Origin of the sequence: Flaviramulus multivorans (genome assembly GCF_021728415.1) — a bacterium.
GTDB lineage: Bacteria > Bacteroidota > Bacteroidia > Flavobacteriales > Flavobacteriaceae > Sabulilitoribacter > Sabulilitoribacter multivorans.
On record NZ_JAKKDV010000003.1, the window covers coordinates 53,178 to 78,098 of the forward strand.

Genomic DNA, 24,921 nt, shown 5'->3' on the forward strand with positions numbered 1-24,921 from the left:
TTAAAGTTCTCATGATTGTTTGATTTTTGATTAATGATTATTTTTTAATTGTTTTATACTAGATAGACGACCACAACTAAAAAATGTTACAGTACTATGTATAACAAAGTAATAAATTAACAAATTTTAACTATTTTATATTGAAATAGGGCACAAGTACTAATACATTTTTGCGTCTAAATAACTTTAGGAATAGTTTTTGTGTTAAACGATTTATAAAAAATGAAAGGTGATGAGTTTCTTTTGACAGAAAAAAATATCTTTGAACCTTTAAAGGATTAAACCTTAAAAATGATATACGATTGATGAAACCTTATATTGTATGTATTTTACTAATGTTCTTTTCGTTATCTATAAATGCGCAAGTAGATAATAAAAAGAAATCGGTTGCTATACCAGCTGTTGAAAGTGAAAAAGATTCTTCAGATATTACTCCTTTAACACCTTCAAAACCCATAGAGAATACTAACCTAGGGGTTAAAAAGCCCAATTTTTCTCCGATTTTAGAATTTCCAAAAAAGGAATTTTCTATGTTTCCTCAGGAGGAATTTGGAAATCCAGGAGAGTTGTACGTAAAACGGATTGATAAAAATATAGAAGATTTAAAATTATCTCCTGCTGAGGTCGAACAACGCAATGGTAGTTCAACCGATCAATTTTTAGGGGATTTTAAAAGTAAATCGAAATTTGTTAACGTCATTTATAGAGACCATGGTTATACAGATGGTGACTTAATTCAAGTATTAGTAAATGACGATATTATTTACCCAAGAGTTTATTTAACAGGCGGTTATAAAGGATTTAAACTTGATTTACAAGAAGGCTTTAACAAAATAGACTTTTTAGCTTTGAATCAAGGAGAATCCGGACCCAATACGGCAGAATTTCAAGTAATTGATGATGCAGGACATATAGTATCGCACAATCAATGGAATTTAGCCACTGGTGTTAAAGCAACGATTATTGTTGTGAAGGAGTAACTAAGAAATTATCTTTTCAATTAGCCTTAATTCTTCTTCAGAAAACTCTAAACAATCCAAGGCTTTTACATTATCTTTTAATTGATTTGACGAACTAGCACCAACCAATACCGATGCTACTTGTTTTTGCCTTAAAATCCATGCAATGGCCATCTGAGATAGTTTCTGATCACGTTTTTTGGCAATATCATTTAATTTCTGAATCTTATCGATTTGACTGGTAACAGTTTCTGAATTTAAATAAGTTAAATCTTTACCAGCTCTGGAATCTTTTGGAATTCCTTTTAAGTATTTATCAGTTAATAAACCTTGAGCTAAAGGAGAAAACGCAATACAACCCACACCATTTTGCTCTAAAGTATCTAAAATGCCATCTTCAACCCATCTATCAAACATAGAGTATCTGGCTTGATGCAGTATAAAAGGTACATTCAAGCGTTTTAAAATCTCAGCTGCTTGCTCTGTTTCTTGAGGTTGGTAATTTGAAATGCCTACATATAAAGCTTTTCCTTGTCTTACAATATCTGCTAAGGCACCCATGGTTTCTTCTAAAGGTGTATCGGGGTCTGGTCTGTGATGATAAAAAATATCAACATAATCAAGCCCCATTCGCTTTAAACTTTGGTCTAAACTCGCCATCAAATATTTTCTAGACCCTAAATTACCATAGGGACCAGGCCACATATCAAAACCAGCTTTGGTTGCTATAAAAAGTTCGTCCCTATAAGACTTAAAATCATTTTTAAATATAGTTCCAAAAGTTTCTTCAGCAGAACCAAATGGAGGACCATAATTATTTGCCAAATCAAAATGCGTAATTCCTAAATCAAAAGCAGTTCTTAATATATCTCTACCATTTTGAAGGCTATCAACAAACCCAAAATTATGCCACAAGCCTAAAGAAATTGCAGGTAATAAAACACCACTTTTTCCAGATCTTTTGTAAGTCATTGAATCATAACGTTTAGCGTCTGCTACATACCTCTGTACTCCCGATTTGTCGTTAATTTGCATGCTTTTTATTGTTTATAGTGTAAATGTATTAATTAGTTTTTACTTTTAGAAAAAGAAAAGCCTTCAGGAAATATTTTCTGAAGGCTTTTTGATTTATTAATTTAAAATATTAGTCTTTTAAAGGTTGTTTGATTTCTTGTTTCAGGTGTTTTGCATAAAAGCCCATCATAGCTTCATAAAGTGCAATTCTGTTTTCTTCTTTTCCAAATCCATGTCCTTCGTCATATTTCACCATATATGGCACGTCAAAACCTTTCGCTCTTAAAGCTTCAACAATTTGGTCAGATTCATCAATATTTACTCTTGGATCATTGGCCCCTTGAACTACAAAAAGCGGTTTTTTAATTTTATCTATTTGGAATACAGGAGAAACCTCTTCCATAATAGCTTTTTCTTCTGGTACATCTGGGTCATACCATATTTCTTTAATAATTTTTAAATACGGTTTCCAATATGGAGGAATTGTATTCATAAAAGTAAATAAGTTAGATACACCAACATAGTCAACACCACAAGCATATAAATCTGGTGTTTTAGTCAATCCACGTAATACAGCATAACCACCGTGGCTACCTCCATAAATAGCTGCGTTATCTTTATCAACCCATCCTTGCTCGACAACATATTTTAAACCATCTTCCACATCATCCATGGCTTTTCTACCAATTTCTTTAAATCCAGACTCTAAAAACTCTCTTCCATAACCACCAGAAATTCTAAAATTAACTTGTAATGTTGCATAGCCACGGCTAGCAAATAACTGAGCTTCTGGATTAAAGCCCCAAGAATCTCTAATACCTTGTGGTCCTCCATGTGGATTAACAATTACAGGAACTTTTTGTCCATTAAGCGCTGCTTTTGGTAGAGTAATATATCCGTGTATTGTTTTACCATCTCTACTTTTAAAAGTAATCGGGCGCATCTCAGCCATATCGCTTTCAATTAGATTAGGCATTAAATCATAAAGTAATTTAAATTCGTCCTTTTTAGCATCATAAGAGTAGTAGGTACCATATAATTTATCACTTTGAAGAAATATTAAATACTTGCTTTCATCGTCGGTAGCATCAGGAATTGAATAATTATATCCTGGAAATTTTGTAGTTATGCGGTTGTGTAGTTTTTTGTAATAATCGCTAACAGGAATAATTTCACTTTTCTCACCTTCATAATAAAAATAATCTAGTTCGTAATTTCTGTTTCTTGATAAGCCCAGACCTGATACATCATATTTATCATTAGAGTATAGCTTTTTAATTACTTTATCTTCCTTTAAGTCATACAACAAAACTTCAGTTTTATCACTATCTAGGTTTGATATTACATAGGCATCATGAGGATAATCGGTCGCATAGTTAAATGAAGAAATACCAAAATTATCTTTCCAGCTTAGTTGTTTTTTTACTTCAAAATTATCGCCATCTAGTGTATAGTATAAATCTATATTTACGCCATCTCTTAATTTAGCAAACCCTCTAAGGTTACCATCTTTGTCAAATTCATAACTGTTAATAGGGTTAGCGGCATCATCGTTTTTATATAATTGTACTAAATCACCAGTAACTATATTGATTTTATAAGGTTCGAAAATTTGTGGATTATTTTGATTCATTGAAATAATCATATGGTCTTTATCTTCTTTCAATCCTTCTAAAATATTCACTTTTACCCCATCAAAAGGAGTTAGTTCTTTTTGATTAGACCCATCAATATTTACTGCAAATAAGTGGTAGTCTTCGTTACCACCTTTATCCATAACATAAACCAAGCGTTCATCATTTGCCCATCCAAATCCACGAATTAATTCTTCTTTTTCTTCTATAACTCTTTTTACTTCGTTGGTTTCAAGATTTTTAACATATACATGATTTTTAGCGTTTTCGTCCTTTTCTCGATATGATAAGTACGTTCCATTAGGAGAAAAACTAAAAGATCGAGCCTTAGGTCTCGCAAAATAATCTTCAACAGAGTACTTATAGTTTGTAGGATTCCAATTTGCTAATTTTTCTAAATCTTCATCAGAGGTTGGTAAAGCGGTATTACCAGGAAGTGTTTTTACTGTTTTTGCCAATGTTAGTGGCAACTCCATACCTCCTTGAAAAAAGGTACCAGAGATTGTGTTTTCCTTTGGAGTGCCAACAAACTTAATCCCTGCTTGCTTAAACTTGATAGTAAGTGTGTCATTCACAAAACTTGTCTCATCCATAGGGATATCGGTAGCACCTTGTGAAGGGCTGTCCATTGTAGAAGAATAATTGCCATCCTCGTTTTTAACATTAAATACTAAAGGTATTTCTGTGCCTTGTACAGATAGTTTTCCTTCCCAAGAACCAGCAATGTCTTGCGCATTAATTTGGGTAATCATCCCTAAAAAAAGGAACAATGTACCAGTTAGTTTTAAAATTGTAGTTTTCATTTGAGTTTTGTTATTAAAATTAATTTTAATTAAGCTAGATATTCAGTTAGAAGCCAAAAAATTAAATATGTTACAATATAATTAAAGAATTATTTGAAATTAATACTATTCCCAATATCAAGACGATTAATTCTTAAAAAATGAGTGGTAAAGTACACTTGTTAATATTCCTTAATAATTTTCATGGTAAACATGCTAAATAAACCCTTTAAAGATGTTATTTTTGCACGTCAGTAAAATGAAATTATGTCCATTTCTAAAACAGAGTTAGAAGAAAGAAAAACCGGAAAAGACTTATATAGCTACCAAAAAGGGGCTATTAATAAAATTTTTAAAGCCTTCGAAGAATCACCAGATGATTATCATTTGCTTTATCAATTGCCTACAGGTGGTGGAAAAACAGTTATTTTCTCTGAAATAGTTAGGCAATATCTAAAACACCATCAAAAGAAGGTTTTAGTTATGACGCACCGTATTGAGTTATGTAAGCAAACATCAAATATGCTTACCGAATTTGGTGTTGTTAATAAAGTAATAGATAGTAAAGCCGATTTAAGCGATCAAGCCAATTATAGTTGCTTCGTGGCCATGGTTGAAACCTTAAACAACAGGTTACATGACGATAAATTAGATATTTCTGATATTGGGTTAGTAATTATTGATGAGGCTCATTACAATTCATTTACTAAATTATTTAAGTTTTTTAGTCAATCTTTTATTTTAGGAGTTACTGCAACCCCTTTAAGTTCGAGTATTGAGTTACCAATGACCGATAATTACGATGAATTAATTGTTGGAGAAAGCATAGAATCCCTTATTGAAAATGGTTTTTTGGCACGTGCCGAAATGTATACTTACAACGTAGGATTAACGTCTCTGGTGGTTGGTGCAAATGGAGATTATACAGTTAAATCTTCAGAAGATCTATACACCGATAACGATATGTTAACCAAGCTTTTACAAGCTTATGAAGAACGTTCAAAAGGTAAAAAAACATTGATTTTTAATAACGGTATTAATACCTCTTTACATGTTTACGATACGTTTAGAAGAGCAGGTTATCCTGTTGCTCATTTAGATAATACGAATACAAAAAAAGAGCGTGCTGCTATATTAAAATGGTTTAAGAAAACTCCAGATGCTATTTTAACGTCAGTGAGTATTCTAACAACCGGATTTGATGAGCCCACTGTAGATAGTATTATATTAAACAGAGCAACAAAATCATTAACGCTTTACTACCAAATGATTGGTAGAGGGTCACGTGTATTAAAAAACAAAAAGTCCTTTACTGTTGTAGATTTAGGAAATAACTTCCATCGATTCGGTCCATGGGGTGATGATTTAGATTGGCAACGCATCTTTAAATCGCCAAATTATTATTTAGATTCTATTTTAAGTGATGAAGATTTAGAAAGTAATTTCAGATATGAAATGCCTGATGAATTACGTGCTGAGTTTTCAAAATCAGAAGAAGTGTATTTCGACATCCAAAAAACTTATGTGGATTCTATTCGAAATGGTGAGTCATCAAAAGTTGTTTTAGAACGCTCTATTGAGCAACATGCTAAAATTTGTATTGAAAATAGTGAAGATGTATATGATGCTATTGGACTAGCAAAAATGTTAGGAGAAGATATAGATTTCAGAATTCAACGTTACACAAAATGCATCAGTAAGAGCACTTTTAATTTTGTAGAATGGCTAAAAGGAGATTATCGAAAAAAACTAAATGCCTATTTACGTGCTAATTTTGATGAAGTTTTTGAGGAAATTCATGGTTATCCACCGGTAGAATAGTATTTCGGAACAATTTACCACCAATTAATTATTCCATCCTTAAAATAAGATGTATCTTTACTGCCTATTATTCACAAAAAAACAGCAGGATACCTTAAACTATGGCTAAATCACAAGTTACTTTTAATAAAATAGAAAAAGAAAAGAAACGCTTAAAGAAAAGAGAAGAGAAACAAAAGAAGAAAGAGGCAAGAAAAGCTTTAGCCAAAGAAAATCCTCAAGGTATTCAATTTGCATATGTAGATTTTAACGGAAATTTAACCGATACACCACCAGACCCAAATATGAAAGTAAAAGTAGATGCTGAAAGCATTGAATTGGGTATTCCTAAAAAAGAAGATAGAGGAGAAGAGGAGCCAACCGCTAAGGAAGGTAAAGTATCTTTCTTTGATCATTCAAAAGGGTTCGGTTTTATACTTGACAGCATTAATCAAGAAAAATATTTTGTTCATGTAAGCGGTTTACTTGATGAAATTCAGGAAAATGATAAAGTTACTTATGAGCTTGAGCGTGGACAAAAAGGAATGAATGCCGTAAGAGTAAAAAAGATTTAGCACATAATTTTATTTAATAAACTGCTTTATTTATGTCCTTGAGATTTCATACACTTGAAGAGGATGAAGAATATATAAATCTCCAAACAGAATTAGTTAGACTACAACAACACATTAAAGGAACCAACCAACGCGTACTTATTTTATTTGAAGGTAGAGATACTGCAGGTAAGGGTGGTGCTATTATGCGTTTTATTCGCTTTTTAAACCCGCGTCTTTTTAAAGTTGTAGCACTTTCAAAACCTACAGAGCGTGAACTTGGGCAATGGTATTTTCAACGTTATATTGAGCACTTACCCGGTCCGGGAGAAATGGTGCTTTTTGACCGCAGTTGGTATAACCGCTCGGTTGTAGAGCCTGTAATGGGCTTTTGTTCCAAAAAGCAATACAATTTATTTAATAAGCAAGTGGTACAACTGGAAAAATTACTGGTTGAAGATGGTATCCATTTGTTTAAATTTTGGTTTTCAATTAGCGCAGAAGAACAAAAAAAACGATTAGAAGAGCGTGTTCATAATCCTTTAAAACAATGGAAATTGAGTAGTGTGGATGTAGCAGCGCAATCAAAATGGGAAGATTTTACAAAGTATAAAGAAGCCATGTTTAAAAAAACCGGCAAACCCAATGCGCCTTGGATTGTTATTAATGGAAATGAACGCGACGTTGCTAGAAAAGAAGTGATTAGATATGTAGTTAATAGATTTGACTACGATAAGAAAGGTGAAACAGGAGAGCGACTGGAGCTTGATAAATCTATAGTTTCAGAAGTTTTTGACAATGAAAGCCTTAAAGAGTGCTTAAGTAAATAATTTATAATTGATCGTTTCTAACTACCTTAGAATTTTAAAACTGAGTTTTTAAATATGGCAATACAAAAAAAGACCTTAACGATTGTATTAGCATTTTTTGCCATTTACGTAATATGGGGTTCTACTTATCTTCTTAATAAAATTGCCGTTTCAGAATTACCTCCTTTTAAACTAGCATCCATACGTTTTGTTATTGCTGCAATTCTCATATTTATTATTGCTAAAATCTTAAAGATTAATATTTCCATTACCAAGGAACAACTAAAAAACACTGCCATTGCAGGTTTCTTATTTTTAACCTTTGGAAATGGGGTTGTTGTTTGGGCTTTAAAATTTGTTGATAGTGGCTTTGCAGCGTTAGAAATATCGGCACAACCTTTAGTAGTACTTATTTTAATGCGTATTATACAGGGTAAAAAAATATCAACAATGGCTTATATTGGTGTTGTTTTAGGCTTTATTGGTATTTATCTTTTGGTAAGTCAAAAAGAACTGGTAAGTCAAGAAGGTCAAATTATAGGTATGATAATGATATTTGCTTGTATGATAAGTTGGGGTTACGGGAGTTTATTTGTTGGAAAAGCAAATTTGCCTTCAAATTATTTTGTAAATACAGGTTACCAAATGCTTACTGGAGGTATTATGCTTTTTATAGTTAGTATGATTTTAGGAGAAACGTGGACCCTACCATCAACTTGGAATACCGATGTACAATGGTCGATGCTTGGACTTATTTTGTTTGGAAGCATTATAGCATTTTCCGCATTTAATTTTTTACTTAAAGAAGTATCACCCGAAAAAGTAGCAACAAACACCTATGTAAACCCTATTATAGCATTAATTTTGGGCTGGTGGGTGTTAAATGAAACCATCACGCTTCAATCTATTATAGCAGCTATTGTGTTACTTACGGGAGTTTATTTTATTAATACTAACCGTGTAATAAAACCTCGAGGCATTGGACGTTAAACTAGCCATAAAATATATGCTTATTAGTACCATAGCGTTTGCTTGTATGAATGGCACCGTTAAGTACCTTGTACATGTTGATGCGTTTCAAATTGTATTTTTTAGGTCGTTAAGCTCTTTGTTTTTTACATTCGGATTCCTTTTTAAAAATAAAATCCCCATTTTAGGTAATAACAAAAAACTTCTAATCTTAAGGGGAATCGTCGGTGTTACATCTATGAGTTTATTTTTTATGTCTACGAAATACTTACCCATAGGAACCGCTGTGTCATTGCGTTATTTAGCTCCAATTTTTGCAGCTATTTTAGCAGTATTCTTCCTAAAAGAAAAAATTAAGTCATGGCAATGGGTATTTTTCTTTATTGCTTTTTCTGGAGTGATTATTTTAAAAGGTTTTGATGCACAAATAAACACTTATGGACTGATTCTTATTCTGGCTGCGGCTCTATTTAGTGGAATGGTTTATGTTTTGTTAAGTAAAATAGGAAAGGGTGATCATCCTGTGGTAGTGGTAAACTATTTTATGGTCATTGCAACCATTGTTGGTGGTTTAGGAGCTATAAATAATTGGGTTAATCCTGTTGGAGAAGAATGGCTACTACTATTTGGTTTGGGTGTTTTTGGGTATTTTGGACAGGTTTACATGACGAAAGCATTTCAGGTAGCATCAACAAATCAAGTGGCCCCACTTAAATACATGGAAGTTATTTTTACGGTATTATTTGGCATCTTTATATTTACAGAAATTTATACTATGTGGAGTTTATTAGGTATTGCTCTAATAATATTAGGATTAGTTTTAAATGTTAATTACAAGTCAAAACTTCAAACAAAAAAAGATTAGGTTGTGAAAATACCAAAAAGTGTCAATAATATTAGGCGACGTGTGATGCATAGCATTACTAAAAATATAGGAAAAAAATATAAAGATCCCGTTGTTGATACTTCAAAACCACTAAACATTCAGAAAGTACTCATTATACGTCCTAATCACCGTTTGGGTAATCAATTATTGTTAACACCTATCGTGCAAGAGGTTATCAATACCTTTCCTAATTGTAAAATCGATTTATTCGTTAAAGGAGGTGTTGCAAATCCTGTGTTTCAAAATTATACTCAAATCAATAAAATCATTCAGCTTCCTAAAAAGCCTTTTAATCATTTGTTTAAATATATGATGGTTTGGGCATCTGTTAAGCAAACGCGTTATGATTTGGTTATTAATGGTGATAAAGATTCGTCTTCTGGTAGGTTGCTCACGCAAATTAGTAAAGCTAGATTTAAGGTGTTTGGTGATGTACACGAAGATATACAAGCAGAATTTCCTGATTATACACACATTTCAAAATACCCTATTTATAATTTAAGACGATATTTAGTAAAACTAGGATTCGAAAAAAATACAAGTAGTTTACCCGTTTTAAATATAAAACTCAGTACGCAAGAAATTGCAGATGGAAAAATAATATTAGATGGTATTATTAATAATAACCGTAAAACTATTTGTATTTATACCAATGCAACTGGTGATAAATGCTATTCGGAAACATGGTGGGAAACTTTTTATGCTCGTTTGTTGAAAGAATACCCAAACTACAACATTATTGAAATGTTGCCTATTGAAAACATTTCAAAAATTAGCTTTAAAGCGCCTAACTTTTACAGTAAAGATATTCGTGAAATGGGAGCTATTATTAAAAACACTTCAATTTTTATCGCAGCGGATAACGGTGTTATGCATTTAGCGAGTGCGTCATTAACACCAACGGTTGGTTTTTTCTCAGTTACACAACCTAGCATTTATGCACCATACGGAAATGGTAGTGTTGCCCTTAATACAAACGAAACCTCCATAGATGATTGGATAGTATCTATTAATAAAATCCTTAAATAAAAATATCTTATAACTTCTTCTGGGATTTGTTTCTTTGTTGTTTTATCTTTATAAGAAATAAATATCTAACTCTAAACCTAATAAATATGAGACTACATTTTAAAAATATTCAGAATTTATTCATGGTATTCATGATTTTTGGCGTATTAGTGTCTTGTAAAGACAAATCCAAAGAAAAAGTTGAAGATGTAGAAATAAAAGAAATTAAACTCGAAGCCAAAGAGGTTGAATATAGTGCAGATAGCACTCAGATGAAAGGCTATATAGTTTATGATAAAAACATAGAAGCAAAACGACCAGGGATTATTGTGGTGCATGAATGGTGGGGACATAACGATTATACCCGCGAGCGTGCTGATATGCTGGCAGATTTAGGCTATACAGCTATTGCGATTGATATGTACGGCGATGGTAAGCAAGCAGCACATCCACAAGATGCAGGAAAATTTTCTGGTATGGTTATGAGAAACATCGATTTAGCTAAAGCCCGTTTTGACGCAGCTATGGAAGTATTAAAAAGCCACCCTTCGGTTGATACTACGCAAATTGCGGCTATCGGGTATTGTTTTGGAGGTAGTGTAGTATTAACTATGGCGAATGCTGGTAAAGATTTAGATGCTGTTGCGGCATTTCATAGTGGCGTGCAATTACCAATTATGCCAAATGATAAATTGAAAGCCAAGGTATTGGTCGCAAACGGAGCAGACGATCCTTTTGTTTCTGAAGAGTCGGTAGTGAACTTTAAAAAAGCTATGGATAGTATTCAGGCAGATTATGAGTACATTGCTTACGAAGGCGCAAAACATGCTTATACTAGCAGGGGAGCCGATGCTATGGGAGAAAAATTTAAATTACCTTTAGAATACAATGCCGAGGCCGATGCAAAATCGTGGGAAGCATTACAAAACTTATTAAATAAAACATTTAACAAATAAACAATATGAAATTTACAAGAAAAGCAAAAGCGCAGTGGAAGGGTAGTGGTAAAGAAGGAAAAGGAACTTTAACTACAGGTAGTAAAGTACTCGAAAACACCCAATATTCATTTCATACGCGCTTTGAAGATGGTGAAAAAGGAACAAACCCAGAAGAATTAATAGGAGCAGCGCACTCAGGGTGTTTTGCAATGCAATTAAGTTTTTTATTAAATGAAGCTGGATTTACGGCTACAACATTAGATGTTGATGCCACAGTTAAGTTTGAAGATGGTAATGTTACGCATGTTTTATTAGATTTAAAAGGGGATGTACCAAATATTGATAGCAAACAGTTTATCGAAATTGCCAATAATGCTAAGGCTATATGCCCGATTTCAAAGCTTTTAAAGGCTGATATACAATTGGAAGCAAAACTTCTTTAAAAAGTCTAAAACAAATTAATTGTAACCAGTATGCAACAGTGTACTGGTTTTTTTATTGTTAATGGTTTCATAATTAATTGTTTATGGAAATCTTTAATCTGAATTTTTTGTATTTTAGAAAGAAAAAAGTAGACTTATGAAACCTTATTATTATATAATCAGCTTTCTTTTTATAATTATGTTTTCTTGTGGATCTTCAAAAGAACACACAACGGATTCTGAAATACAAGCATTGACAGCATTAGTTGAAGGAAAGCAGTATGTTATTGAATCAGATTGGGCTTATCCACAAACTACAAGAGCCATGCAACAGGTTATAAATTCTGGATTATTACAACCTGGAAATAATTCTGCAAGCATAAATTTAATTGGAAACCCTAATTTTTTAAAAATTTCTGGTGATAGTATTTCATCCTATTTACCTTATTTTGGTGAACGTCAAATGAATGTGGCCTATGGTGGTAGGGATGGTACCATTGAGTTTAAAGGTGCTATAGAAAATTATCAAGTTGTAAAACGGAAAGATAATGGTTATGATATAGCATTTGAGGCAGATAGCAATTCTGAAAATTTCAAAGTAAATATAACGCTTTGGCCATCATTAAAAAGTAATATAAGGCTTATAAGTGCCTCTCGATTTGGGATAAGATATTCGGGAATGGTTAAACCTGTTACAGAATAAAACTATTGCCACAATCAAAATTTGTTACAAAAGTGTATTTCATCTATTCATCGAAAATTTTAGGGTTCAAACGATTTTTTTATTTCGAAAAGGCTTAGTTGGTTAGTTTTGAGTGAATTAATAATTAATGCCCCATGAAAAAATTAATAACTCTTTTTTGTTTAGTAAGTTTTATAGCTACTTTTCAAACGATTGATGCACAAGAATCTGCCGAAGCATCGAATGAAATTCCACAAGATTATAAAAAGCGTAGTCCTATTTACGACTACTCTGAAAAACAATTAAACAACGTAGATACTATTCCTGATTTTGCTTCAAAATCAAATAAATTGAAGATTACAGGAACTATTTATGAAAGCGATGGTGTAACACCAGCAAAAAACGTTTTACTTTTTATTCACCAAGCCGATGAAGATGGGAATTTTGAATTAAAAAGAGAAAACAAAAAACGTTATGTTCACCACAGAGGTTGGGTAAAGACTAATGACGACGGACAATATACATTTTATACGTTTGTTCCTGGAAGTTATATTTATGGCAACGAGTTAAGACAAATACTTCCTATTATAAAAGAACCAGGAAAACCAGAGCAAAAAATTGAAACCTTTGTTTTTGATGACGACCCCTTATTAAAAGATGCTTGTCGTGAAAAAATAGAACAAACAAATCCTAATAGAATTCTTAAACTTGATAAAAAAGAAGGGTTATTCGTTGCGAAGCGCGATATTATATTAGGAAAAGAAGAAAATGCTTCGTTTTAAAAACAGTTCAACAACATAGTTTATAAAAGAACAATCGTCATGGTTGTTCTTTTTTTTTGTAATTATCTATATTTACATAACCGTGTTTATAAAAATAGGTAATGGAATGTGCAACCATATATTATGATAAAAAGCATTACTTTCCAATGCATTTGCATCCGGACCGTTACACCTTTAGTTTTGTAATCAACGGAGGTGCGAATCTTATCTGTAACGACAATGTTTTTAAGCTTAAATCAAATGATTTAGTGGTTGTTCCACCATTTGTGGCTCATCAAACCATGATAGACCATTTTTTCCATTATAAGGTTATAAGAGTTCCTAAATTCAATCCTTTTATTAATGTTTCCAATAATCAATTAGGTTTAACTATAATACAAAACTGTTTTTCTTATAAAGCACATTTCAATAATTGGTTTGAATCCATTAGAAATAATTTAAACACAAGCAATGAGGATGTTTGTAATAATGTTCCTGAGGTATTTCAGCGATTCTTAATTGACAATGTAGGCGGAAACAGTAAGTCTAGAGCTATTTTAAAAAAGGCTCTTCAACTTTTTGAAAACAATTATAATAGACCCATTTTGGTTGAAGAACTTTCAGATATAACTTGTATGAGCGATAGTCATTTTCAGCGCTTATTTAAATCAAACATAGGCATTTCTCCCATGCGTTATTTATTAAATTTAAGAATTGAAAAAGCTAAGGAATACATTAAGAATAAAGATAGCTTTACTGAAGTAGCTTACGAAACGGGGTTTTATGACCAAAGCCATTTTAATAAGTACTTTAAAATAAATGTAGGAATGATTCCAAAACGTTATGCCGACTTTATTAAAATATGATTGAATTTTACAATTTTTAAATTTTAAAAAATGTGAATTTGCATAAAAAAATAGTATGCAAAATTTACAAGACGAAATAACCGAAGCACAAAAATCATTAATACGTTATTGTGGTGAATTTTCACCTTTTATTGCCGAAAAAGCCTCTGGGAGCTATATGTACGATAAAAGGGGTAAAGCCATTTTAGATTTTACTTCAGGTCAAATGTGTTCGGTTTTTGGGCACAACCACCCTAAATTTGTTGAACAGTTAAAAAAATCAGGAGACAAAGCCATTCACTTATTAAGTAGTATTTTATCACCTCCTGTCATTGATTTAGCGAAGAAACTAACTCAAGAACTACCAGAATCCTTATCGAAGTGCATTTTTTTAAATACCGGATCGGAGTCTAACGAAGTCGCTATACGCATGGCAAAACTTTATACGGGTGGCTTCGAAGTTATTGGGTTCTCAGGTTCATGGCACGGTATGACAGCTGGTGCTCAATCATATACCTATTCAAAAACCAGAAAAGGCTACGGCCCCACGATTCCTGGTAGTTTAATGATACCTGCACCTTATGCGTATAGATGCCCTATAGCACATTGCAAGGGCACTTGTGATAATACGTGTTTAGAGGTTGGTATTAAAATGGTAGATCAACAATCGGTTGGTGAATATGCTGCCCTCATTGCAGAACCCTTATTGAGTGCTGCGGGAATGATAGAATTAAAGCCAAATTATGTAAAGCGATTAAAAGCACTTTGTGAGGAACGCGGACTTTTACTAATACTCGATGAAGCCCAAACAGCATTGGGAAGACTTGGAAAAACCTTTGCTTTCGAAAATTATGATATAACTCCAGATTTTGTTACGCTGTCAAAAACACTTGGTGGCGGGTTACCGCTTGCAGCAACTATAACCAGTGATAAAATTGAGGCATATTGTCACGAGCAAGGGTTTATTTATATGACCTCGCACGTATCAGACCCTTTTTGTGCATCCTTTGGGTTAATTGCGTTACAAATACTTCATGAAGAGCATCTAGCGGAGAAAGCTTTAAGCATGGGAGCGTATTTAAAGCACCAATTATTAGAATTGCAAAAAGTACATGAATGTATTGGCGATGTGCGGGGTAATGGTCTTTTATTAGGCGTTGAAATAGTAAAAGACCGGGAAACGAAAATACCTGATGATGATTTAGGAATGCGTATATGCGATACTTGTCTTGAGTTGGGGTTAAACATGAATATTGTCCGCGTGAAAGGTTATGGTAGTGTATTTAGAATAGCACCACCATTAACTATTAGTAAAGAAGACATAGATATAGGAATAAGTATTTTAAATAAAGCACTTCTTTTACAGAACAATGCAAGGAAAGAAGCATAATGTGTGTAGAATGGAATAGGAGTTACAATATTAATTGATCTCTAGCCTCTTTTATGTAATTGTCAAGTAAATAAGTTTTTTCATCAAGTTCTTTTGCCTTATAGTAGTATTCTAAAGCTTTTTCATATTCACCATTATCATAATGATAAATACCGAAATTTAGATAACAATAAGAGTTGGTACCATCCAATGTCATTGATTTCTCAAGATCCCTTAGACCTTCTTTTTTCAAACCAAGTTTAATCTTTGCAAAACCTCTATTATTCAGTGCATAAGCAAAACTTTCTTCTAGAGATATTGCTTTTTCAAAATCCTTTATTGCATTTTTATAATTTCCCATTACATTATATGTATAGCCTCGATTATTAAAAGCTGTACTATTCTTTGGGTCAAGTTCAATAGCTTTTTGGTAATCAATTAACGCTTCATTATATGAACCAGAAAATGATTTAATTAAACCTGAATTGTTGTAATCATTGGAGTTAAATTTATTTTTTAAATCGTTAGTATATAAATCATTTACTCTTAATGCATTTGAGTAATCTTTTACCTGTAGATATGCACTAATTAATAATTGATAAATGATTCCTTCACGATACCCTTTTTTATAAACTTTTTCTAGTTCTACTGCTGCGAGACGATATTCTTGATTGTTGTAATAATTAACAGCAATACTATATTCTTTAGGCATACTTTTAAGCTTTAATAAATCTAATATTTGTTTACCATCATTATAAACAGCAGAACCATCATGGAGCTCAATAACCTTCCTGCTTGGAACAATGTTTATGAAAAAATCATAATAAGTGGAAACATTAAAAAAGAATAAAATAATTTTAACGTTGTCGTTTATATCACTAAGGAAAACAAAGTAACTTAAAACTAGAGATAAAGCTAACGATGCTAAAGGTCCCATTAAATCAATAAAAATTTGCTTATTTATTGAAAGCGTTTGTTGTTCTAATACACAAAGTCCAATTTTCCAGTGGAAAGGTTTTTTATTAAAAAAAAGCTCTAGCCTACCAATTTCTACTTTAAAACTTTCTTTTGGATCTCCATAAGAACCTAAATACAGAGTAACTTTCTTGTTTGTTAGTAACAAAGCAGGAATGCCATGACCTAATTCATGGATTAACGTTGAAAACGGTCTCAATAATACAGTAAAAACGAATAAGAAAATTAAATAGTAAAAAAACAGCATATAATAATCTTTCCTGTTTATAAGATTTTGATTTTGAATTCTCAATATAGGATAAATGAAAGTAACTATTGATAAACTTATTTAATAAAAGCATAAAAAACTCTTTTTATGCAACGACATAGGAGAGAAGAAGTATAAAGTGGTTGCAAAGGATTCATTTTGTCAAGTTTAAATAGTATCTACGACTATTTCAAGACTTAAGGTTTAGAAATGGTTAAAAAACTTATTGCCGAAATAAACAAAGTTTACTTTATTAACAAATATACTTTGGTTCACATACTTTCCGGGACAGGAAGTATAGAAGTAGATTTTCTAAATTATACCGATTGGGAAGACAAAGCTATATATTTATCTAAAGGGCAATATATTAAATTCCTATCTGATGATTTTACTGTACGCTTAATTGAATTTCCCGATGAAATTCTGTTCAAATCTAAAGACGTCCGTGTGTTGTTTAAGCATTTAATTGCTTTAGGTTATATCAATTTTAAGGAATGTACAGAATGTCAAAAGTATTTAACCAGCACTGTTTTTAATACTGAAAATCATAGCATTATTGATATATCTGCAAAACAATGGTATTGGCAGAATCCGTTTCAAGCTAATAAAGAAGAATATCAACTTATTTTTGATGCTAAAGACGTTATTGACCAAGAATTTAAAAATAACCTAACCAGTAAAGATTTAGCGGATTTAATTAATACCAATGGTTATAATATTCAGCATTTAATAAAAGACAAAATAGGCATTTCTTTAAAAAAAATGGTTGATAATAGGAAAGTGTTAGAAAGCAAAAAGGAGATTGCCTTTACAGATAAAAGCATAAAAGAAGTGGCATATAATTTAGGATATAACGACCCTGCATACTTTAATCGTGTGTTTACTAATCAAGTAGGGCAGACACCTAATAAGTTTCGAACAGATTTCGATTTTGAAAGTAGAAATCGTTTTGTTTCAGATCTCATTGAGCTTATAAAATTACATCATAAAGAAGAGCATCAATTAGAGTTTTATGCGCAAAAAATGAATGTATCTGTTAAAACCTTATCAAAAAAGGTAAAAGACAAAATGCATACTTCTATAGGAAAATTAATAAGACACGAAATCATCACCACATCAAAAACTTTATTGCTTGAGGATATTAGCATACAAGATGTTTCACTTATTACAGGCTTTGAAGAAGTAAGCCATTTTTCAAATTTCTTTACACACCAAACTGGGATTTCTCCTTCCCAATTTAAAATTCAAAAAGTACAATAAATAGCGTTTTTTTCGCAAACAGGTGCTGAGTTTCCATTCTGATATTTGCAATGTAATTACAAACTAAAATTTTGTTTAACATTAAAAATAATTAAAATGGACATTAAATCATTAACGGAAAAAATGGACAGTATTGTTGCTCAAGGGGCGATAGTAGATGCTGTAAAACAATTTTTTGCTGAAGATGCTACAACGTCAGACTACAATGACTTAGAAACTACCAATAAGGCACAAATGGTAGAAAAAATGGAAGGTTTTGCTGAAGCTATTGCTAAAGTAAATGGTATTACTAAATATCATACACTATTTGACGGCAATGTTTCGGCATCAGAATTTACATTTGATTTTGACATGAAGGATGAGACTAAAATCTATTGGCACGAAATCATTCTTCGTACATGGAACGATGAAGGTAAAGTAATTCGAGAAGAATATTTTAAAGCTAATTAAAATGAAATTTCGATTTATATCGCCAACACTTCATGGTGTAGCCGATTATTCAGCTGGTTTAGGCCTTATTACGGTTCCTTTTCTTTTAGGATTAGGTAGCACAAACCCTGCATCACTTTGGATTTCTATCATAACTGGAATTGCCGTTTTAGGAGTAAGCCTTTTAACAGATTATAAATTGGGTGCATTCAGATCAATCCCTTTTCAAGGGCATTTAGCCATAGATTTAGTAGTTGCTATAGTTTTTATGATTATTCCATTTGCTTTAGGGTTTAATGGCATAGAAGCAAACTACTACCTGTTTAATGCTGCTGTTGTTTTTACAGTAGTTTCATTAAGCGAAAACGATTATTAAAAAATAAAACAATTAAAAATTAAAAAAATGAAGAAATTAGTAAAATCAACAGTTTTAATATTGGCAATTATGGTTGCGACCACAACTTTTGCACAAGATAACAAAGCCAATAATATTGATAATAGTAATATTGCTCTGCAAGGTTATAGTCCTGTATCATATCTAGATTTAGGTATTGCTCAAAGAGGATTAAAACAATACAAAACAGAGCACAATAAGATAGTCTATTACTTTACATCGAGTGATCAAAAAGCAAAATTCGATAAAAACCCAGATAAATATTTACCTCAGTTTGGCGGATTTTGTGCTTTTGGTGTTTACGCCGGAGCTAAATTTAGACCGGACCCAAACAAGTTTATTGTAAAAGATGGTAAATACTTCTTGTACTTGTATAATATCGAGTTAGACGCTCAGCAATTATGGCTAGCGGAAAATAACCATAACAAATTACTATCAGTTGCCAATACTAACTGGAAAAAATTAAGTAAAACCTATAATTAATTTAATAATAGCAATAAATATCTGTAGGTCTTTGTCCTAATTAAGGCTTACAGATGTTTAAATCTTTAAAATAGAAACATGAAGACAATAACAGTTCCAACTATAAACGAAGTAAATAATGATTCAAAACAAATTTTTGATTCTATTAAAAAACAAATTGGTATGCTCCCTAATGTATATGCCGTTACAGGGTATTCATCCGAAAGCTTAGCGTTACATATAAATATGACCAATAAGGCGGGAAAGGGTAGTTTTTCCAATAAAGAATTAGAAGCCATTAAATTAGCCGTTTCACAAGTTAATGGGTGTCATTATTGTTTATCGGCACACACCGCAATAGCGAAAATGAATGGCTTTACAGATGAAGAAGCCTTGTCGTTTAGGCAATTAACCAGTAATAACTCTAAATTAAATGTTCTTACAAGGTTAGCAGCTGAAATTGTAACGAATAGAGGACGAGCTTCAGAAGAACTACTTGAAGAATTTTATAACCTCGGGTATTCTGAAAAAGCATTGGTAGATTTAGTTTTAGTAATCACAGATATTACATTTACAAATTACTTAAATGAAGTTGCTAAGGTTCCAATAGATTTTCCAAAAGTAGAATTAGAATTGATTTAATAGCAATTCAATTACACCTTACTTATTTGTCATGAATAGGTAAGGTGTTACCATTATAAATAGTTTCTGTTTATTGGTAAAATACCAATGGACATCATATAACATCACCTTTTGAAGCATTAAAAATAATCGGGATTTCGTTTTCCATACCATTATTTTGAACAAAAATAACGGCTTTTAATTTAGATGTTATACGCTCTATAATTTCAATGCGCTTATCTAAATTAGCATTACCACGAGCTAAACCAGAAAAAACAAGATCCGCTCTACTGCTGTTTTCAATAAGCAAGTCCACGACATCTTTGTTATTATTGATTAAAATATGAATTTCAGCATCAATACGTGCTTCTCGCGTAGAAAATTGGATATATTGATCCATTCTGTGTTTTTCTTCTTCTGAATCTACAATAGAGAAAATATTTATTTCAGCTTTTTTCCACTTACTGTTTAGTTTAATTAAATAGGAGAGAAGGAGCATCAAATCAGCATTATTATCCTTACCTCTCCACCAAATGTCAATGCGTTTTTTTATACGAACACTAAATGGTTTATTAAAATGTGCCATTAAAATATTCTTTCCTGTTAATGATAAGGCATTAATAATTTGTAACTCTTGAGCTTTCCCATCTTTTGAACTCGACCAACCAAATACTACGGTATTGGTTTTTATTCCAGCAACACCGTGTGAAGCAGCAATTTCTAACATACCTCTTTTAAAATCCTCAACTACATTTACTTCTGTTAAAGCTTGCAATCCTTGTTTAGCCAAATCTTTTTGCATCTCAAAGGCAAATTCGTTTCGACGTTCCACTTCACTTGTATCATTAATGGTAACCAGTTTAGAAATAGTTAGTAAACCACTGTTTTGACCGAGCATTTCAGTAAATTTCACCAATTGAATATGCTCTTTAATATCTCGAATAAATAATATGACAATAGGTCGCCAATTCCTAGAATGTATCTTTTTTGTGTTTAATCGTAATAAAGCATATCTACTCAGATGCATCCATATTCCAGTTGAGGCATCTCCCCATTGTTGTTCTAGTTTTTTGCTTATTAAATAAATAAAAATTAGTGCTTCCAATCCGAGCGCAAACAAAAATGCCAAAGGGTTTATTAACCACATAACTACCATTGCTGCAATAGCTCCCAAAAGAGAAATCATCCAATGCACATGTATTTTTGGGCGATAGGAAGGCTCTTTAATGAGTTGCTCGGTAGCTGCACTTACATTAACGGCAACATAAAGTGTTAAAAACAATACTGAAACATATTGCGCAATAGTATTTAAACCACCTAGAAAAACAGCGGCTATTGCAATAATGCCGCTTATCCACGTTGCTATTGTAGGTTGTCCAGATTTAGAAAGCTTTGATAAAAACTTGGGAACAATACCATCCATAGACAATGCTTGAAGAATTCTAGGACCTCCTAAAATACTCCCAAAAGCTGACGATAAAACAGCACCCCAAACTGCGGGGTAAACAATCCAAGGACCGAAAATTGCTAAACGTGTCCAAATCGTTACACCAGCTTCTGGGTCTGCCAATTGTTCTATAGTTAAGGCTCCAGTAATTGCTAGAAGCAGTGGAATAATAAGATAAATAATAGCACCACTAACTACTGCACCTAATGTTCCCTTTGGAATTGATTTTTGAGGATTCTTTAAATCACCACTTAATCCGATACCAGCCGTAAACCCTGTAACTGCAGGGAAAAATACAGCAAACACGTACCAAAACCCTTCCGGTGCAGTTTGATAACTCGCTTCAGTAATTGGTGCATGAATATCTTGACTCAATACGCCAATAATTAAAGCCAGAATAGAAGCTCCAACAATAATCATGATGGGTATTTGAGATTTTAAAACCAGTTTAGCACTTTTACCAGATAGAGCTGTCACTAAAACTATAAATCCAATAGTTAATACCTGTAAGGCATATGAAGGCAAAATACCTCGACTTTCTGGCCACAATACTAGAATTGCTTCTGATAGACCATAACAATAAAATGTAACACTTAAAGTTCTACATAAATACAAAGGAATACCAATAGCCCCTCCAGGTTCGAGACCAAGACTTCGAGAAATCATAAAATATTCGCCTCCAACACCAACTTTAATATTTGTTGCAATAGCCGAAGCACTCAATCCTGTAATAAAAGTAATAGAACTAGCCATTAAAACAATAATAACAGTTTTAGTGAAGCCAACATTACCAACCACCCAACCAAATCTCAAATACATAATCAGACCTAGTATAGTTAATATACTAGGTGTGTAAACTCCTAGAAAGGTGCCAAATTTATGTGGTTTTCTATTCACGTTTACTTTACCCATAGCCTTTGTTAATTAGCAATAGTCTGATACTGTTAAATATACAGTAAATTATTTACCTATTTAACCCTAAAAAATCAATTCATCCATAGTATATTACAGTTCAGTAATCTACAATTTACATGTATTACAATCTTAAATATATTTGTCCTGTAAATACAAATAGAGTAGAAATAAGTATCTTAATAGAATCATGAAAAGTGCAAAACAAAAGCCAAGTAAAGGAAAACAAGTTTTTAGAATTGTATTACTAGTTGGTACATTCATTTCTTTATGGTTTGTGCCATGGATTCTGGTAAAAGCATGGATATTACCTTTACCAAAAACTGTTCAGGAGCAAGTAGATCAAACTTTAAGTTATGGTTTTGACGGCGTTATTGTCTATGTAGATGAAGCAGGCAAACCACCAGCATTTTACACAGCTGGTTATCATAATAAAGAACAGAAAATACCTGCCAAACCAAATGCTTTATTCAAAATTGCTAGTATAAGCAAGTTATATGTTGCAGTTGCTATAACCAAATTAGCCTATACTAATCAATTGTCATTGGATAAAACACTGACTGATTTTTTCCCAGAACTTGAAGGTAGAATAGAAAATGCCAATGAAATCACGATACGCATGATGGTACAACATCGAAGTGGTATTCCTAATTTTACTGACAACCCTGACTTTTGGAAAAATCAACCCAACACCAATACAGATGTGCTTCAATATGCACTTGATTTACCAGCCAATTTTGAGCCAAACAAAGATTATGGCTATTCCAACACCAATTATTTGTTGCTTTCAAGAATTATTGAACAAGTTACAGGAGGTCCTCGTCAAGACTATTTTAAGACTGAAATTTTAATACCACTTGGACTAAACAATACGTTTGGTTCTCTTGATGAAGTAAAAAATCTAGACGATGTGATGAGTGGTTATTATGTTGGTATTGAAGATGATTTTAAGACTGAAGATCAAGGCATGATAGCTACAGCAGAAGATGTTGGTAAATTCTTGAGAGCATTAAACGATGGTACATTACTTAATGAAAGCGAAATGAAACTCTACAGCTCGCTTTATGAGTTTAATCATGGCGGATTGGTTCCTGGTTACCAATGCATGGCAGAATATCATAAAGATATTGATGCTGTGGTTGTTCAATTTATGAATACTACCGATTTTGAAGGCTACCAATGGAATCTCTTAGAAATAACACACAGTCGCGTTGTTAAAATTTTACGTAAAGCAAAAGATAAATAGTATGAGCTGATTATTAAATGATCTCATAACAATGGTTTCAAATAATCCCAAACTGTATTCGCAATAATTTCATGTCCTTCAGCAGTTGGGTGAATGCCATCATTCTGATTAAGTTCTTTGATACCACCAACGTCTTTCAAAATAAATGGAATAAAAACCACATCATTTTTTTCTGCCAAATTAGCAAACACATTTCTAAATTCAGAGGTGTATGCTTGTCCCATATTTGGTGGTAATTCCATACCAGCTAAAATTATGTCAGTGCTTTGTTTTTTTTGCTTTACAGCATCTATAATGGCTTGCAGATTGTTACGTGTTTCTGATAAAGGGACTCCTCTTAAGCCGTCATTTGCACCGAGTTCTAAAACAAACACATCAATATCCTGATTTAAGATCCAATCAATTCTATTTCTACCACCAGATGAGGTTTCTCCACTAACACCCGAATTTATAACGGTATAATTCAATTGTAACGAATCTATTTTTTCTTGTATTAAGGCTGGGAAAGCTTCATCCGTTGTATCCAATCCATAACCTGCCGTTATACTATCACCAAAAAAGAGAATGGTTTTCTTATCTATGGACTTCACAGTTTCATCAGCTTCTTCAACACTGACGTTTTCATCAGCTTCATTATTGTCCTTACTAGACTTATTACCACAAGAAAACAAGAACACACTTATCAAGATTAAATAACAAAACTTTAAGAGTTTCTGTGTATGGAAAGTATTGGTATTTAAATTCATTTCAGTATTTTGAGCGTCATTCATAAGTCGTACAAAATTTATAATATTTATGTCAAAGATATTAAAGATAAATGGTCTAGAGAAAACCTATACAAGCGGATCTAGACAATTAACCGTTTTACAAAACATTTCCTTTGATGTTGAAAAGGGACAAACCTTTTCAATAGTAGGTCCGTCAGGTAGTGGTAAAACCACTTTATTAGGATTATGTGCTGGACTAGACACGCCAAATGCTGGAAGTGTAGAATTGTGTGGTTATGATTTTAATACATTAAACGAAGATGAACGTGCTCAATTACGCAATAGGGAAGTAGGATTTATTTTTCAGAATTTCCAACTACTACCAACGCTTACAGCTTTAGAAAACGTAAGTGTACCCTTAGAATTACAAGGCGTAAAACATGCTGCAAAACGTGGCATGGAGCTCTTAAATGAGGTTGGTTTAGCAGATCGTTTTCACCATTATCCATCCCAACTTTCAGGTGGAGAGCAACAACGTGTAGCTTTGGCTCGGGCATTTAGTAATTCGCCTTCAATTTTATTTGCTGATGAGCCTACAGGAAACCTAGACGATGAAACCGGAGAAAAGGTAATTAAATTATTATTTGATTTAAACAAAGCCTCAGATACCACTTTAGTGATTGTAACACACGATTTAGATTTAGCCAATCGTACGCAACAGATTTTACGACTAAAAGGTGGTGAAATAATTACGAATCAACCTACTGCTACACATTGAAAACAGACAAG

At 32.5% G+C, this 24,921-nt stretch carries 25 protein-coding genes; 20 read left to right on the forward strand and 5 right to left on the reverse strand.

Going from position 1 to position 24,921, the window contains the following annotated elements; translation table 11 throughout:
* The first annotated feature begins 305 nt into the window (after positions 1 to 305).
* Positions 306 to 980: a hypothetical protein gene (locus L3X39_RS08555; RefSeq protein ID WP_237231369.1), complete on the forward strand. Its 675-nt coding sequence runs from the start codon at positions 306 to 308 to the stop codon at positions 978 to 980.
* Here L3X39_RS08555 and mgrA read toward each other — a convergent pair whose 3' ends face one another.
* Together mgrA and L3X39_RS08565 are read right to left on the reverse strand one after the other, a co-directional pair.
* Entirely contained in the window at positions 981 to 1,994 is a 1,014-nt protein-coding gene (gene mgrA, locus L3X39_RS08560) for an L-glyceraldehyde 3-phosphate reductase (RefSeq protein WP_237231370.1), read from the reverse strand. It abuts the gene before it with no gap.
* Between the two features lie 109 nt (positions 1,995 to 2,103).
* Entirely contained in the window at positions 2,104 to 4,410 is a 2,307-nt protein-coding gene (locus tag L3X39_RS08565; protein ID WP_237231371.1) for a S9 family peptidase, read from the reverse strand.
* A 246-nt stretch (positions 4,411 to 4,656) separates the two neighbouring features.
* On the opposite strand from L3X39_RS08565, the gene L3X39_RS08570 reads away from it, so the two are divergent.
* The 12 genes from L3X39_RS08570 to L3X39_RS08625 all read left to right on the forward strand — a co-directional run bounded on the left by L3X39_RS08570 (position 4,657) and on the right by L3X39_RS08625 (position 15,453).
* A complete protein-coding gene (locus L3X39_RS08570; protein WP_237231372.1) occupies positions 4,657 to 6,210 on the forward strand; it encodes a DEAD/DEAH box helicase in 1,554 nt (517 codons plus the stop codon).
* Between the two features lie 101 nt (positions 6,211 to 6,311).
* On the forward strand, positions 6,312 to 6,764 hold the full coding sequence (locus L3X39_RS08575; RefSeq protein WP_237231373.1) for a cold-shock protein: 453 nt from the start codon (positions 6,312 to 6,314) through the stop codon (positions 6,762 to 6,764).
* A gap of 32 nt (positions 6,765 to 6,796) precedes the next feature.
* Complete coding sequence (ppk2, locus tag L3X39_RS08580; protein WP_237231374.1) at positions 6,797 to 7,573, forward strand: polyphosphate kinase 2; 777 nt, start codon at positions 6,797 to 6,799, stop codon at positions 7,571 to 7,573.
* 54 nt (positions 7,574 to 7,627) lie between these two features.
* Positions 7,628 to 8,542 carry an EamA family transporter gene (locus tag L3X39_RS08585; protein WP_237231375.1) on the forward strand — a complete coding sequence of 305 codons (915 nt, stop codon included), beginning with the start codon at positions 7,628 to 7,630 and terminating at the stop codon, positions 8,540 to 8,542.
* A gap of 16 nt (positions 8,543 to 8,558) precedes the next feature.
* Complete coding sequence (locus L3X39_RS08590) at positions 8,559 to 9,386, forward strand: DMT family transporter (RefSeq protein ID WP_237231633.1); 828 nt, start codon at positions 8,559 to 8,561, stop codon at positions 9,384 to 9,386.
* A gap of 3 nt (positions 9,387 to 9,389) precedes the next feature.
* Positions 9,390 to 10,436 (forward strand): glycosyltransferase family 9 protein, encoded by a 1,047-nt coding sequence (locus L3X39_RS08595; RefSeq protein WP_237231376.1) that lies wholly within the window; start codon positions 9,390 to 9,392, stop codon positions 10,434 to 10,436.
* 86 nt (positions 10,437 to 10,522) lie between these two features.
* Entirely contained in the window at positions 10,523 to 11,371 is an 849-nt protein-coding gene (locus L3X39_RS08600; protein WP_237231377.1) for a dienelactone hydrolase family protein, read from the forward strand.
* A gap of 5 nt (positions 11,372 to 11,376) precedes the next feature.
* Complete coding sequence (locus L3X39_RS08605; protein ID WP_237231378.1) at positions 11,377 to 11,796, forward strand: OsmC family protein; 420 nt, start codon at positions 11,377 to 11,379, stop codon at positions 11,794 to 11,796.
* A 136-nt stretch (positions 11,797 to 11,932) separates the two neighbouring features.
* Entirely contained in the window at positions 11,933 to 12,478 is a 546-nt protein-coding gene (locus L3X39_RS08610) for a DUF4251 domain-containing protein (RefSeq protein ID WP_237231379.1), read from the forward strand.
* Positions 12,479 to 12,612: 134 nt separating this feature from the next.
* Positions 12,613 to 13,239 carry a peptidase associated/transthyretin-like domain-containing protein gene (locus L3X39_RS08615; RefSeq protein WP_237231380.1) on the forward strand — a complete coding sequence of 209 codons (627 nt, stop codon included), beginning with the start codon at positions 12,613 to 12,615 and terminating at the stop codon, positions 13,237 to 13,239.
* A gap of 101 nt (positions 13,240 to 13,340) precedes the next feature.
* Positions 13,341 to 14,084, forward strand: a complete 744-nt coding sequence (locus L3X39_RS08620) for an AraC family transcriptional regulator (RefSeq protein WP_237231381.1) — start codon at positions 13,341 to 13,343, stop codon at positions 14,082 to 14,084.
* 55 nt (positions 14,085 to 14,139) lie between these two features.
* Positions 14,140 to 15,453 carry an aspartate aminotransferase family protein gene (locus tag L3X39_RS08625; protein ID WP_237231382.1) on the forward strand — a complete coding sequence of 438 codons (1,314 nt, stop codon included), beginning with the start codon at positions 14,140 to 14,142 and terminating at the stop codon, positions 15,451 to 15,453.
* Between the two features lie 22 nt (positions 15,454 to 15,475).
* On the opposite strand, the gene L3X39_RS08630 is transcribed toward L3X39_RS08625, so the two are convergent.
* On the reverse strand, positions 15,476 to 16,606 hold the full coding sequence (locus L3X39_RS08630) for a tetratricopeptide repeat protein (protein WP_237231383.1): 1,131 nt from the start codon (positions 16,604 to 16,606) through the stop codon (positions 15,476 to 15,478).
* Positions 16,607 to 16,864: 258 nt separating this feature from the next.
* On the opposite strand from L3X39_RS08630, the gene L3X39_RS08635 reads away from it, so the two are divergent.
* The 5 genes from L3X39_RS08635 (at position 16,865) to L3X39_RS08655 (ending at position 19,841) form a co-directional block, all read left to right on the forward strand.
* Positions 16,865 to 17,914, forward strand: a complete 1,050-nt coding sequence (locus L3X39_RS08635) for a helix-turn-helix transcriptional regulator (RefSeq protein WP_237231384.1) — start codon at positions 16,865 to 16,867, stop codon at positions 17,912 to 17,914.
* A 96-nt stretch (positions 17,915 to 18,010) separates the two neighbouring features.
* Positions 18,011 to 18,364 (forward strand): hypothetical protein, encoded by a 354-nt coding sequence (locus L3X39_RS08640; protein ID WP_237231385.1) that lies wholly within the window; start codon positions 18,011 to 18,013, stop codon positions 18,362 to 18,364.
* 1 nt (position 18,365) lies between these two features.
* On the forward strand, positions 18,366 to 18,719 hold the full coding sequence (locus L3X39_RS08645; protein WP_237231386.1) for an SPW repeat domain-containing protein: 354 nt from the start codon (positions 18,366 to 18,368) through the stop codon (positions 18,717 to 18,719).
* A gap of 27 nt (positions 18,720 to 18,746) precedes the next feature.
* Positions 18,747 to 19,220 carry a YHS domain-containing (seleno)protein gene (locus L3X39_RS08650; protein ID WP_237231387.1) on the forward strand — a complete coding sequence of 158 codons (474 nt, stop codon included), beginning with the start codon at positions 18,747 to 18,749 and terminating at the stop codon, positions 19,218 to 19,220.
* A gap of 78 nt (positions 19,221 to 19,298) precedes the next feature.
* Positions 19,299 to 19,841 carry a carboxymuconolactone decarboxylase family protein gene (locus L3X39_RS08655; RefSeq protein ID WP_237231388.1) on the forward strand — a complete coding sequence of 181 codons (543 nt, stop codon included), beginning with the start codon at positions 19,299 to 19,301 and terminating at the stop codon, positions 19,839 to 19,841.
* Positions 19,842 to 19,935: 94 nt separating this feature from the next.
* Here the strand turns inward: L3X39_RS08655 and L3X39_RS08660 are convergent, their stop codons facing one another.
* On the reverse strand, positions 19,936 to 22,179 hold the full coding sequence (locus tag L3X39_RS08660) for an APC family permease (RefSeq protein WP_237231389.1): 2,244 nt from the start codon (positions 22,177 to 22,179) through the stop codon (positions 19,936 to 19,938).
* A gap of 190 nt (positions 22,180 to 22,369) precedes the next feature.
* On the opposite strand from L3X39_RS08660, the gene L3X39_RS08665 reads away from it, so the two are divergent.
* The gene (locus tag L3X39_RS08665) at positions 22,370 to 23,425 is read left to right on the forward strand and encodes a serine hydrolase domain-containing protein (RefSeq protein ID WP_237231390.1); all 1,056 of its coding nucleotides are present in this window, start codon (positions 22,370 to 22,372) and stop codon (positions 23,423 to 23,425) included.
* A gap of 23 nt (positions 23,426 to 23,448) precedes the next feature.
* On the opposite strand, the gene L3X39_RS08670 is transcribed toward L3X39_RS08665, so the two are convergent.
* A complete protein-coding gene (locus L3X39_RS08670) occupies positions 23,449 to 24,195 on the reverse strand; it encodes an arylesterase (RefSeq protein WP_237231391.1) in 747 nt (248 codons plus the stop codon).
* Between the two features lie 25 nt (positions 24,196 to 24,220).
* Here L3X39_RS08670 and L3X39_RS08675 point away from each other — a divergent pair, with 25 nt between their 5' ends.
* Entirely contained in the window at positions 24,221 to 24,910 is a 690-nt protein-coding gene (locus tag L3X39_RS08675) for an ABC transporter ATP-binding protein (RefSeq protein WP_237231392.1), read from the forward strand.
* Positions 24,911 to 24,921 lie beyond the last annotated feature (11 nt).